Origin of the sequence: Archangium violaceum (assembly GCF_016887565.1) — a bacterium.
Classification (GTDB): domain Bacteria; phylum Myxococcota; class Myxococcia; order Myxococcales; family Myxococcaceae; genus Archangium; species Archangium violaceum_B.
Window position 1 is genome coordinate 3,395,807 of sequence record NZ_CP069396.1, and the last position, 12,789, is coordinate 3,408,595.

General features: G+C 67.6%; 11 protein-coding genes. 6 read left to right on the top strand and 5 right to left on the bottom strand.

The features are described from left to right. Window positions 1–11: 11 nt before the first annotated feature. Genes JRI60_RS14175 through JRI60_RS14195 form a run of 5 tightly spaced genes read right to left on the bottom strand, consistent with a single transcriptional unit; the run spans window position 12 to window position 6,508 of the window. Complete coding sequence (locus JRI60_RS14175; RefSeq protein ID WP_204226361.1) at window positions 12–1,421, bottom strand: hypothetical protein; 1,410 nt, start codon at window positions 1,419–1,421, stop codon at window positions 12–14. A 42-nt stretch (window positions 1,422–1,463) separates the two neighbouring features. After that, the gene (locus JRI60_RS14180) at window positions 1,464–2,708 is read right to left on the bottom strand and encodes a DUF2403 domain-containing lipoprotein (RefSeq protein ID WP_204226362.1); all 1,245 of its coding nucleotides are present in this window, start codon (window positions 2,706–2,708) and stop codon (window positions 1,464–1,466) included. A gap of 49 nt (window positions 2,709–2,757) precedes the next feature. After that, entirely contained in the window at window positions 2,758–3,444 is a 687-nt protein-coding gene (locus JRI60_RS14185; protein WP_204226363.1) for an MYXO-CTERM sorting domain-containing protein, read from the bottom strand. Further along, the gene (locus JRI60_RS14190; RefSeq protein WP_204226364.1) at window positions 3,441–4,955 is read right to left on the bottom strand and encodes a DUF1552 domain-containing protein; all 1,515 of its coding nucleotides are present in this window, start codon (window positions 4,953–4,955) and stop codon (window positions 3,441–3,443) included. The genes JRI60_RS14185 and JRI60_RS14190 overlap by 4 nt, the downstream gene beginning before the upstream one ends. Further along, the gene (locus JRI60_RS14195; protein ID WP_204226365.1) at window positions 4,952–6,508 is read right to left on the bottom strand and encodes a DUF1588 domain-containing protein; all 1,557 of its coding nucleotides are present in this window, start codon (window positions 6,506–6,508) and stop codon (window positions 4,952–4,954) included. The genes JRI60_RS14190 and JRI60_RS14195 overlap by 4 nt, the downstream gene beginning before the upstream one ends. A gap of 393 nt (window positions 6,509–6,901) precedes the next feature. Here JRI60_RS14195 and JRI60_RS14200 point away from each other — a divergent pair, with 393 nt between their 5' ends. The 6 genes from JRI60_RS14200 (at window position 6,902) to JRI60_RS14225 (ending at window position 12,626) form a co-directional block, all read left to right on the top strand. Next, entirely contained in the window at window positions 6,902–7,324 is a 423-nt protein-coding gene (locus JRI60_RS14200; protein WP_239470790.1) for an RNA polymerase sigma factor, read from the top strand. After that, window positions 7,317–8,453 carry a FecR domain-containing protein gene (locus JRI60_RS14205; protein WP_204226367.1) on the top strand — a complete coding sequence of 379 codons (1,137 nt, stop codon included), beginning with the start codon at window positions 7,317–7,319 and terminating at the stop codon, window positions 8,451–8,453. The genes JRI60_RS14200 and JRI60_RS14205 overlap by 8 nt, the downstream gene beginning before the upstream one ends. Window positions 8,454–8,502: 49 nt before the next feature. Next, window positions 8,503–9,447, top strand: a complete 945-nt coding sequence (locus tag JRI60_RS14210; RefSeq protein ID WP_204226368.1) for a hypothetical protein — start codon at window positions 8,503–8,505, stop codon at window positions 9,445–9,447. Window positions 9,448–9,481: 34 nt separating this feature from the next. Continuing rightward, window positions 9,482–11,380, top strand: a complete 1,899-nt coding sequence (locus tag JRI60_RS14215) for a di-heme oxidoredictase family protein (RefSeq protein ID WP_204226369.1) — start codon at window positions 9,482–9,484, stop codon at window positions 11,378–11,380. Window positions 11,381–11,662: 282 nt separating this feature from the next. After that, complete coding sequence (locus tag JRI60_RS14220) at window positions 11,663–12,031, top strand: hypothetical protein (protein WP_204229506.1); 369 nt, start codon at window positions 11,663–11,665, stop codon at window positions 12,029–12,031. 403 nt (window positions 12,032–12,434) lie between these two features. Beyond that, complete coding sequence (locus tag JRI60_RS14225) at window positions 12,435–12,626, top strand: hypothetical protein (protein WP_204226370.1); 192 nt, start codon at window positions 12,435–12,437, stop codon at window positions 12,624–12,626. Window positions 12,627–12,789 lie beyond the last annotated feature (163 nt).

Sequence of the window (12,789 nt, forward strand, 5' to 3'; positions counted from 1 at the left end):
TGGAAGTGCTCTTAGAAGGATGCGCCCAACGTCCAGGTCAGGCCGGAATAGCTCTCCTGGGAGATGCCTCCCTTGGTCCAGTCCGTCCCCGCTCCGGAGAATGTGTCCGCGTATTTCTGGAAGCGGTAGCGAATGCTGTAGTCGAGCGGCCCGAAGAGATCGCCACTGACTCCCGCCTCGAACCCGAAGCCGCTGCTCGACACCTCGGGACCATAACGCTCCTTCTGCTCCTGGCCCGGCTGCGGCCGGATGAAGTACAGGAAGCCCGCCTCGACCCGAGCCAGACGGGTCAGGGTCACTGACACATCCAGGCCCAACGACGCATGTGTGCGACTCGTCTTGGGAAGCAGCGCCTGGTACTCCTCGGCCACCTCGAACGAGCGGGAAATCATCCCCCCCCGAAGCCCCACGAACGCGGGGAGGGGCGTGGCCGTAAACGATAGCGGGAAGTACAAACGATAGGTGCCGAAGAGCGACCAATACATGTCCGCGGCGCTCGTGGTTCCCTCACGTCCGCCTCCGTTGACACTGACCTGGGGCCAGCGACGCGACAGCTCGGCGGTTACGCCCAGGCCCTTCAGCGCCGTGTCTCCCAGGAGGACCAGCGGAAACACATCGAGCTCGGCGCTCAAGCCCGAGTACGGACTCTGCGTTCCGAACAACAGGTAGTTCCCCGGCCTCTCCTCCACCGGCTGCGATTCCAGTTGACCGCACGACGCGATGCCGGGGGCCGCACAATAGGAGCGCCAGGTGGTGGCTCCACCGAACCTCACGGAGACCCATCGAGGCCCCATCATCGGCGCAGGAGCCTTCACCAGCGGCACTTCCTCCCCTGGAACTGCTGGAGCTGCGGGAACTGCCTCGACCTTGGCCGTGGGTTCGGCGGTGCCGGCGCCACTCGAAGCGAGTGCATCTGCCGTGGCTGGCATTGCCGCCTCCACGGACTCCTGGGGGACGACCTCCGCTGCGGCTCCGCGCAACGTCGTCAAGATCGCTTCCGCAACGCGGAAGGCGTCCTTCTGTGAAAGCTTTCCCTTCTTGAGCGGGTATGACTCGGTTCCGAGCAACCTTCCTGACGTGCTCACCACTTTCACGGTGAGCGTAGGTCCCGACACGGCTCCCCGGACGGTTGCCGCGAGCCCCAGTTCCCGCGAGAGCACGGCGATGGCCGCATCCGTGTAGGCCTCGCGTCCCCGGAACCCCAACCGTCGCGCACGGGTTTCATACAGCTTGCCCTTGACGACCTCGGAGCCCTTGGCCTGCAACGAACGTTCGAGCTGTCCCCGAACCGCGTCCCGACGGTCCCCGATGAGCTCGAGAACCGTGACGCCCTGCTCCGCACGAGCCCAGAAGGACATCAAGAGCACGCACAGAGAAACCACTGCATTCGACCACTGGCCGCGAAGAATCACTCGTCCCATACCTCTGTCACGTCGCCTTCAAAAGTGAACCGAACTCGCCTATCACCTGGGCAGCCGCAAGGTCCGGACTGCTTCGACGGTCGACGCCTCCATCTGGGCCGGCAATCCGGGGAGCAGCGCGCCGACCGAGGCGGGAACATTGAGCGGATGGATGATCGCCAACTGGACGGTCCGGTTCGGAACGTCGAGGAGGATCAAGAAGTAGCGATAGCCAGACACCGGACGGCGGAGCGCTGCACCAGGCCCACGGGTGGGGCTGGCGACCGCGCCCCGCGCCGCTTCGGTACTCGTCGATTTGTCGATCAGATCGGCCTCACTGCCCAGAGAGCCGACCTTGCACCTCGAGCCACAGGGGCCCTCGCCGACGTAGCCCGCATAGCCGAACATGTTGGTGCTGAAGACGTCGAAGTTCCGGAAGTCGTTGTTGTCGTTCACGACCTCGAAGACGTTGAACTGACCGCAGCCGTCACCCAGGTACCACTTGTCAGGCTCCTTGGCATAACAGTGGCAGCTGCCGAAGGCGCCAGCGCGCACGAGCTCTCCATGACTGAGGCCCACCCACGGGGCATCGAACCAGTTTCCGCCCGAACCCTGCGAGCAAGCATGGCCCAGCGAACCCGCGTGGGGCATGGTGGCGAGCATCACGAAGAGCTTCGAGCCAGACCAACCCCAGGTCTTCTTCTTTCCGCTACCTTGCGGCGGGCAGTACGGCACGCTTCCCGGACCGCACGCGAAGTCCTCGCTCGTCGAGACGTCGACCAGACATTCGGTCCCGATGATGCCGTCGAACCCCTTCTCCTCGGTGCTGTTCCCCTCGAAGTGGAGGCCCCGCGGGCTTTTCGGGCTCCGATCGTCCCAAGAAGACACCAGGTTCCAGGGACCCTTCGAATCGCCCGCCGGTTGATACACGGCAAACTGCTTGACCTTCATCGGACCACGCAGGGTCACGATGAGATCCTCGTCCCACGGGGTCAGCGCATTGCTTTCGATGGTATGCTTGCTGAGACAACAACCCGAGGCCTGGTAGGCATCGCAGGGCCCCGTCTCGGGATCACGCCGACTCGGGTACCAACCCGGCGCACCGATGGACTCGAAGGTGATGGTACCTCCATGCGAGACCGGGTCCAGCTCCGAAGGATCCAGGTCCGCTCCCAAGCCACCATCGACGGGACCCGGCTTGGGACCGGGGTTCTGCGTCTGGGGGCCGCCATCCGGCGACTGCGAACCGAGACCTTGCGAACATGCACACAGCAGCGCCAGGAGCAGACTCTTCACTTTGAAGTTCATACGGGTTGTCGTTGTCTCGGGTTCGTTCGTTCCGGTCAGCTTCCGGTCCTCAGCGCCGGCTGCGCCGACGACTCTGGAGGACAACCACCGTGGCGCCGAGTAGCGCGAACGTGGAAGGAGCCGAGGCGGCCGTGCATCCAAAGCCATAGTGAATGGGGGGCGCCACTGCCACTCCGTGCTGCTGGCTGTCGTTGGAGTCGGTGCGGGTCACCGCCCTGGCCCAAAGCGTGTGCTCGACCGAGCGGATTCCGAATGGAAGTGTCAAACGCCCTGCCCTGATGAACAGCGCATCATCCAGCAGGGTGGCTCCCAGCCAATGCTCGCGGCTGATGAGCTTCGGCCCGTCGATGTCGCCGACAGGGGTCAGGCTGGCCGCGAAGGCGCGGCGGGGTGCCACACCGAGCGAGGCCATGGCCCGGAAGGCTCCCGCCACCACCGCGGCGCGAACATCGGCGGCCATCACCACGGGGACCAGCACGTCGCGGACCTGGCCCTCGTTGCTCGAGGCTCCGAGATTCACCGAGCGCGAGAAGAGGCCACCCGCGCGCACCGACAACTCCGGCAGAAACCACTCCGGGCGCGAGGAACCGAGCGCGCCATGGAGGAACTGGGTGTTGGGGTTCGCTTCACCCTCCAGGTTGGGCGTCCCCCATTGGGTCTCGAGGAGCGTCTGCTGCTGGCGTGAGCCCTCGAGGCGGCTCCGTGGTTGAAGGCACGCACCCAAGAGAGAGCTCACGCGAGGAGCTCGGTGAGCTCCGCGTTCGCCACGCCTCGGGCGTCCTCTCCGAACGAGGTCACAGGCATGCCGAAGACGTGCCGCATGATGGTGTACCACATATCGCGGAGCTGCCGGTCGTTGCCCACCGAGTCATAGGCGATGTGCGTGTTCCGCTTCAGGACACCGTTGCCACCGGCGATCAGGATCGGCAGATCGAACGCATCGTGGTCGTGCGTGCGCATCTCGCTGAGGAACACGAGCGTGGTGTGATCGAGCACGGTGCCATCGCCTTCGGGGATGGCATCCAGCTTGAGAGCGAGTTCCGCCACCTTGCGGCCCATCCAGGCGTTGATGGCCGCGAAGTCGCGGTTGCTCGGCCTCACGATCTTGTACTTGCCATTCTCCGTCGTATCGGCCAGCTCGCCCTCTCCGTGCTGGCTGCCGTGGTAGTGGAGGCTGGCTCCCGCATTGTACGCGAGCCCCACGCGCGTACGGTCCGAGGCGGGGATGTTGCGATATTCGAACTCGGAACGCGCGTCATCGAGCAGGTGGGTCACCACGCGCGTGCGATCGCACTCGAAGGCGAGTGTGATGAGATCGTTCATCACGTCGGCGTGGAGCTCGTGATCGTACCCGTCCTGTCCCTGGGACAGACCCTGCTGCGGGCCGGGCGGCTCGGGCACTGCGTTGGGGGCGGGAAGCGTACGGCATGTGGCCGAGACCTGATCGGCGGCGAGCTCGAGGCTCCGCACGGTCGTCAGATACTGGTCCAGCACCTGCTGATCGCGGCTGCTCACGCGCTTCTTGATGCGATTCGTGTCCTCGCGGACCGCGTCCAGCACGCTCTTCTCTCGCGCCTTGAGCCTGGCGAGCTCCGCCGGAGTCTGAGCGTTGCCGCTTCCGACCAACGCGTCGAAAATGACACGTGGATTGACGTTCCGCTTGAGCGGCTCGGTCGGCGACTTCCACGACAGCACTTGGTTGTAGGCGTAGCTGCGGTAGTCGAAGAAGCCGGGCTTGACGCCCAGACCGGTCTGCATCGAGTTGAGGCCGGTCTGGCCCCGCAGGGTCTGCGCGATGAGCTGATCCACCGAGGTGGTGCTTCGCACCGCGGAGTCGAGGGGGAGGTTCGCCTTACGCGCGGCCTCATCGGCATCGATGCAGGTGGTGACGGCCGACATGCAACGCGCGTGCGACGGCTCGACGCTCGGGGTCGGCTTGTCGCCGTCGTTGCTCCACGTGTAGTTGCCCAGTCGGCTCACCATCATCACCTTGTGCTTGATGGGCTGGAAGGGCGTGAGCACGTTGGGCAGCTGGAACGCGTCACCCGAGACCGACGTTCCGAACGCGGGAGCCGTGCTCCACCAATCGTGCGGAGCGCCGTTGGGGAAGGCGCAGATCAACAAACGGCGAGGAATGCTCCCGGCCGCGGCGCGGGCGACGCGAGGCGCGAGCGCCTCCAACCAGGGAAGGAAAAGCGCGACGCCTGCTCCACGCAGGACGGTTCGGCGCGACAATTGGGTCTTCATGGAGCCTCCTCGGCGTGCCCACGGAAGGCGGGCGAAACCACGACCTGGTGAAGGAGCTCGCGGAGCGTTCCTGCATTCCAGGTGGATGTTAACCTGGCGACCTGTGGCTCATCGTCCGGCCCCAGGCTGCGGCGCATGGCGAAGCTGTACAGCTTCCGCGGCGCGCAAGCGCCGAGTCGCGAATCCTTCGCAAGCAGCGGCAGCAGCTCCGACACGTTGGCGATGGGTGTGCCCTCGTAGACGCCGCTCGCGTCAATGGGCTGCCCCTCGTCCTGGGTGCGGTAGCGGCCCACTGCATCGAAGTTCTCGAGGCTGAGTCCGAGTGGATCGAGCATGTTGTGGCAGCCCGCGCAGGACGGATTACGCCGGTGCGCCTCGAGTCGCTCACGGACGGTTTTGGGCGTCGGGCCATCCTGCGGCGGAAGCTCCGTGATGACTCCTGGCGGAGGCGTCATGTCGGTGCAGAAGAGCGACGTGATGACGCCCTTGGCTCGGGAGGTGGGCGAGGTGCGATCGCTGTGGGAGCTGAGCGTCAGGAAGGCCGGCAGCGTCAGGAAGCCGCGGCGCTGCAGGGTCGTCGGGTCCGCGGCGAGCAGCGGCTGGATCGCCGTGTTCGCCGGGTGCGGGGCCAGGAACAGCTCTCTCCAGGGAGTGGTCCCGGTCACGAAGCCATACAAGAAGTCGTTGGCCTGCGCCTCGACCCCCTTTGCCACCGTCGGCGTCCATTGGGGGAAGCGGCTGGTGTCGACGCTGTGGCTCGAGAGGCGCACGGTGCCGAGCCATTGGCCGAGGAAGTGGGAGACGAAGCGCTGACCTCGCGGATCCGCGAGCATCTTGTCCGTCATGGCGATCAGCGCCGCGTCATCGTCGAGCTTGCCGCTCTCGGCGATATCGAGCAGCTCATCGTCGGGCATGGAGCCCCAGAGCAGGTAGGAGAGGCGGCTCGCCAGCGCCGCGGACTCGAATGCGCTCTTCCCTTGTCCGGGACGCTCGATGCGAAGGAAGAACGATGGACTGCTGAGCATCACCCGGAGCACGTGCGCGACCGCGTCCACGTGGCCCATCTCCAGCGACTGTCTCGCCTTGTGGTAGGTCGCCATGTACGCGTCCACCTCTTCGGCGTCGAGGGAGCGGCGAAACGCGCGGCGACCCAGCTTCTTCACGAGGGACTTCGGACATTCATCATCCGTGTCACTGGTGGGAGTGCAGGTGACCAGGCGCGCGGTAAGCGCGGGCGACTCGAAGGCCTTGTCCACCACGTCGCGGGCGGCGTTGAAGACCGCTTCACTTTGAACCTGTGACAGGGAGGCGAGCACGCCCACGTTCGCGTCGAACTCGGACGCTGAAACCGCTGGGAAGTAGTCGGCCGGCCGAGACGTGACTCCGAGCAGATCCTGAATCGTCGCGTTGTATTCCGACGCTGTCAGCAGATGCGCCGACATCGTCTCGCCCTCACCTCGGTTCGACAGAGAAAGATAGGAAGATCCCTCGCATGCCGAGAGCCCGAGAAAAACACAGACTCCAACACGTTTGAAGGCCAAGCCGAGACGCATGGTCGCTCCTTGCAGAGACGCCGAAGGACCGAAAGGAGCTTCGGGAAAAGCGCATGTCTGCGAATGCCATCGCGTCTGTAGAGACTCTTGCGGCTGTATTCGGCTCAACAAAATCGACAAGCCTTGTTCGTTTGCTCGAGGTGTGGAGGCAGGCAGCGCCCGGTGTAGGTGAAGGAAGCACCTTGAGCTCTCAGTGTGCTGTGGTGTGGGTGACCATGCGTGAACACCGTGGCGTGACCTGGTTTTGCGCGGTAGTGTCTCTAAAGAGTCATGTCTGTACCCGGGCGACTCATTCCATTGCACCAGGACCCCACCGAGCTGGAGGTCGACCCGGCCGACTTCACAGCCGTGGTTCGGGCGTACCGCCCCTACATAGCGGGGGTGGTGAAGCGCATGTTGGGGCGTGACGACGAGGTCGACGACATCGTGCAGGACACCTTCGTGCGTGCCCTCGATGGTCTCAAGCGGCTCGAAAACCCCCTGCGGATCAAGCCCTACCTGGCGTCGACCGCGGTGCGGCTGACGCTGAGGCGGCTGCGAAGGCGGCGGGTGCAGCGCGCTTTCGGCCTGTGGGAGCGTTGGCACCCCACGCTGCTCTCCACGCCCCGCGCCAACGGCGAGCACCGGGCGCTGTTGAGCGACGTGTACCGGGTGCTCGACGGCAGGTCGGCGGACGAGCAGGTGGCGTGGAGCCTGCGCTATCTCGAGGGGGAGCGGCTCGAGCGCGTCGCCGAGCTGTTGGGCTGCTCGCTCTCGACGGCCAAACGACGCATCGCCGCGGTGGACGCGGCGATGGAGGAGGCGCACCGTGACTGAACTGCACCAGCGTCTGGCTGAGGCGGCGCGCTCGCTCGAACCGCAGTACTCGACCCACGAGGCGACCCTGTTCGAAGCGGAGGTGCGCCGGCGCTACCACCAACGGGCGGTGCGCCGGCGGGTGGCTCTGGCCGGGCTCGGCGTTGCGGTGCTCCTGCTGGTCGGGCTCTTCGTCCCGTCGAAGCTGCGCGGGCCCGGCGTTCCCGAGGTCGCGATCGGTGAAGACGCGCGGGTGGTGATGCCCATCGGCGCGCCGGTGCGCACCCTCCGCTCGGAGCCGGGACTCTTGTGGCTCGAGGTCGAGCGTGGCGCCATGCGCTTCAGTGTCGCCCCGCAGCACGGGCGGCTGGTGCGGGTGTCGGCTGGCGCGGTGGATGTCGAGGTGGTCGGCACTGTGTTTTCGGTCACCCGAGGTGACGAGCAGGTGAGCGTGGTGGTCACCGAGGGCCGCGTTCGGGTGCGCGCCGGAGCTCGGGAGACGCTGCTGGCGGCGGGCGAGCAAGGCACCTTCCGCGCCGAGGCGCTCGCCCCTGAAGCTGCCGGCGCGCCCGCCGGGCCTGAGAAGGTGACGACCGAGGCGGGCGAGGACGGTGGTGTGCCCGCGATGCCCGGGGCGCCGAGCGTGGCGTCGGCACCGCAGCCCCCGGGCAGGAAGAGCGTGCGTCGTCCGGCCACCTGGCGAGCGCTCGCCGAGCAGGGCAATTTCCAGACTGCATGGTCGGCGCTGCAGCGCGAGGGCGCTCCCGATGACGAGCCCGGCGATCTGCTCCGCGCCGCCGACGTGGCCCGTCTCAGTGGCCACCCCGAGGCTGCGCTCGCCCCGCTCCGCCGGGTGCTGTCGCGCTTTCGCGGTGACCCGCGCGCGTCGCTCGCCGCCTTTACCCTTGGTCGGGTGCTGCTCGACGACCTGGGCAACCCGCGAGAGGCGGCCGACGCGTTTCTCGAGGCGCACGCGCTGGCCCCGAAGGGCCCGCTCGCCCCCGACGCGCTTGCCCGCGCCGTCGAGGCCCAGGCCCGGGCGGGAGACGCCGCGGCCGCCCGCAGCACTGCCGAGCGCTTCGTCGACGAGTTTCCGCGGTCGGGGCGGGTCGACGCCGTGAGACAGTGGGGAAGGCTCGGAGCACCGTGATGTCCCCTCTTTCGTCCAGGTACCCCGGCGCCGCGCAGGGGGCCCAGGCGTGATGGTCGCTGTGGTGTGGTTGGTGGCCGCCGTCTCGATGCCTGGCTCGGGGCGTGTAGCGATGCGCGCCACGGGTTGCCCACCAGGCGTCGAACCTGAGCTGCGCCGGCTGCTGGCGGTCGAGCTCAAGGTGCCCGTCGACGCGGCGTCCAGCGAGGGTGACACGCTGGTGACCGTCGACTGCACGGCGCCGCGCTACAGGGTGGCGCTCGAGGTGTTGAGCCGAAAGCCCGAGCAGTTCGAGGTCGACACCTCCGACATCAGCGGGTTGGCCGTTCCCCGAACGGTCGCGTTGTTGGTGGCCGAAGCCGTCGCGCGGCTGTGGTCTTCGCCCCCAGCGGAGCCTCCCCACCCGCCGGTCGAGGCCCCGCCCGCCCCACAGGCCCCGCCTCCTCCACCGACCCCGCCCGCCCCGCAGGGTGCGCCCGCTCCCATCGCTGAGCCGGGCCGGGTGCAGCTCGGCCTGTTCGGTGTCGGCCGCTCGGGGGCGGTGCCGCTGTTTGGCGGGGGGCTTGCGGCCGACGTGCGGCTTGGGAGCTGGGTGGGCATGCGCCTCGACGTGGCGTCGCTGCGGGGAGGAGCACAGCGGGCCTCGGGCTCGGTGTCGGCGACGCTGGTCGATGGGGGTGTCACCTTCGACGTGCGGGCCGAGCGGGCGCGGTGGATGGTTCGGGGCGGCGTCGGGCTGCGCGGCGGGCTCGGGGTGCTCAAGGGACTGCCCGCGGAAGGGCATGTGGGGGCTGTCACGCAGGGCGTGCTCTGGGGTCCCCAGGTGGGGGTGAGCGGCGAGTGGCGGCCGTGGAGGTGGCTTGCACTCGGGCTGGGCCTCGATGGAGCCGTCTGGGCCCCGCGCCTCGAGGGCACCGTGGTGGGCGAGTCGCCCGTTCGCGTCGGCGGCGCCTTCGGCTCGCTCTGGTTCTCGGGCGGCGTGCGCGGGTGGTAGACTGGCGAAGCCGATGCGCAGACGGTCGCCCGACATGCTGGTGCTGGCGCTGGTGCTCGCGGGGTGCGAGCCGGTCAAGCTCGGTGGCGGCGCTGGGGTGGTGCTCGGTCCCGGCCCGCAGCAGTGCCGGCAGGCGTCGCTCCCCCGGGTGACCCCGCTGTTCGCCGAAGGCCCCGCCGAGACCGGCCCCATCATCCGCCACCGGGAGGACGGCGTCCTCGTCACCGAGGTCGCCGGGCGGGTGCGCGGCCGTCATGAGCGCGAGGAGCGCTTCGGTTCCTTCGACACGCGCTCGTTCGAGAACCGGAGCTACCGGCTCGTGGTCGAAGACGCGGTCGCGGCCGGCCGTTCCGAAATCAAGATCACGTACTACCCCATCGCCGATGTCTCGATGTACGGCCCAATCACCAACTTCCGCAGCTGGAAGAAGTACGGCCTCGAGGGAAACCAGAACGGGGGCTACACCTTTCACGTCAACCAGCAGATGCGTCAGGTGTCGCCGCGCCAGCTCGATCAGACGGTGACCGACAACGTCCGCGAAGGCCGGCCGCTCCGCGCGGGTGACATCCTCGACTTCGAGCTCGGCATCTACCTTGCCGGCGCCGATCCCATGGACCCCGCCCCCATTGCCGGCGGGTCGTCCTATTTCTCCGACACCTTCCGCTACCAGGTCGGCCTCGGCGGCCTCACTCCAGAGACCTTCGACTCCGCCGGCATGTTGGGGCCTCCTCCCGACGCCCGCCTCGGCGGAGGCACCACCGTGCCATTCGTCGCCCTCGCCGACGGCACCCCGGTCGAGCCGAAGTACGCGCTCTCGCAGTTGGCGCTCAACATCCAGTGGCCACACCCTCAAGGGTTTCTCGAAGGCCGCCGGCTCTTCTACACCGAGCTCGACACGGGCGCCCACGTCGAGGCGGGCAACCCGCCCCTACCGTTGCAGGACGTGCTGGGGCCGCTGTTCAACGCCAGGAGCTGCATCGCCTGCCATGCCTTCAACGGCCGCGGCGTGTTGCCGCCGGTGGGAGAGCAGGTGCAATCGCTGGTGCTCAGGCTGACCGGCGAGCCGGAATTCGGCGACCAGCTTCAGCCCCAGGAGGCCCCGGTGCGGCTTTCGCGCATCGAGCCGCAGCCGGTGACGCTCAGCGACGGCGAGGTGGTGATGCTGCACCGGCCGGTGTTCGACGCCGGCCGGCCGCTGCGCGCGTCGGCGCGGCTGGCGCCGGCTCTGGTCGGCCTGGGGCTGCTCGAGGCGGTCGACGAATCGACCATCCTGGCGGCCGCCGACGAGACCGACTGCGACGGGGACGGCATCTCGGGCCGCCCTGTGCTGAGCAGAGGCGCGCCGGGTGAAGAACCGCGGCTCGGCCGCTTTGGCTGGAAGGCTGAGCACCCGTCGGTCTCCGCGCAGGTCGACGCCGAGCTCGAGGCCCACCTCGGAGTGGGGGTGACGGCGAGCGCGCTCAGCGGCGAAGACCGGTCTCGCCTCGTCACCTATCTGCGGCTGCTCGGGGTCATACCGCAGCGCGTGACCTCGCCGGTGCAGGTCCGTCGCGGCGCCGAGGTGTTCGCCGCGGTGGGTTGTGGCGCCTGTCACCTGCGCGAGCTGACGACGGGTGGGCGCCACCCGTTCGAGGAGCTCCGTGCACAGACGGTGCACCCCTATACCGACCTGCTGCTTCACGACATGGGCGCGGGGCTGGCGGACGACTCCGGCCTGCCCGAGGCGAGTGAATGGCGCACGGCTCCACTGTGGGGCCTGGGCTTCACCGCGCAGGTGTCTGGCGCCGTCAACCTGCTGCACGATGGGAGGGCCGGCTCGGTGCTCGAGGCGGTGCTGTGGCACGGCGGGGAAGCGCAGGCGGCGCGGGACGCGGTGGTGGCGCTGCCGCGAGAAGACCGCCTGGCGTTGCTCACCTTCCTCGACAGCCTCTGACGTGCCAAAACGTGCACCGGCGCTGACCCGAGCTTCGCTCGTCGGGTCTCTCTGGACGCAGTCCGGAGACGACACATCCACCTCAGGCGTATAGAAGCCTCCGGCGGGTTCGATTCCCGTCGGGGACAACCTGGGAAGCCCAGCAATCTCAAGGGGTTGCTCCCTCCGGCATCTCTAGCCGGGAGGGTAGCGGTCGATTTCATGCAACGGTGTCGCCCGGCCTGTCTCTTCCCGTCAGGAGGGGGCGTTCATGCCCCCCCAATAACTCCTCGGGAGGACGACATGAAGGCGACGACGCGGTACCTGGTGCTTCTCTCCATGCTGGTGGTGGGCTGTGGTGACTCGAACGAAGACGATGTGGACGGGGACACCAACTCGTTCCCAGAGACCCTTGAGTGTGGCGACATAAGCTGCAAGCGCGCCACTCAATACTGCGCGACCATCGCAAACGCTGAGACGCGCTCTGTGTGTCTGAATAAGAAGGAGAGCTGCAAGAGCTGTGACTGCGTGAATATGGACACAGACCTCACCGCCCAGACCGGGCGCCAGGACTGCACCGCGACCGACAGGCTAAATGTGTACCTCTCATGCGCTTATTATGATGATGTGGACTACATCAAGACCCACTGCATAGTACGCGCTCGCTATTAGAACAGTCAGCAGAGCGCGCCCACGACCATCGAGTGCGGCGACAACACATGCCAACGCATACGCATAGGACGAATGGGAGGCCTGTAGAGAAGGTGAGGGCTGGAGCAGAGGGGCCAAGGAGGGCTGCGGACGGGTGCCGCTGAGCTGTGCGCCAGGCCGGTGGAGAGGCCGTGAGGGCAACGCCGCTCCCGGCTCGGTCCTGACAGTCAATACCCCTCTTCAAGACGGTCCGATACATTGTCGACGGCTGGGAGGAGGACCGCATCCCCTCTCAGCTCGGGGGGGCGTCTGTTGCATGCTCGACGGGTCGTCCCCTCGGAGGCCATGGTGCAGGAGGCCTGCACGTGCTGGCTCCAGATGCTGCTCGGGGTGGGGCAGACGCTGCGTAAGAGCGTGACCCACCATGAGCGAGTGGACGCGGGTGGCGGTGAAGCCGTGGAGTGCTTCGGCCTGCTTGTCGTCGGTCTTCGCGAGGAAGGCCTGCAGGTCGGCGAGGGCGGTGGCCTCGGACGTGAGCGAGCCGACCAGGTTGTGGACCGCGCCATCCGTGTCGGAGAGCGCGGCGCGGATGGCGGTGATGCCCGCCGAGCCCTGATAGACGGAGGTGTCGCCCCAGGTGAAGCTGAGCGCGGTGCCGGCGCTGTAGGCGCTGAGCGCGCAGGAGCCCCCGGGCCGGCAGCCTCGACCAGGATGACCTGGCGGAGGCGATGCTGGGGGTTCAGGAGCGCGAGACACTCGTCGCCCTCGACGCCGTCATA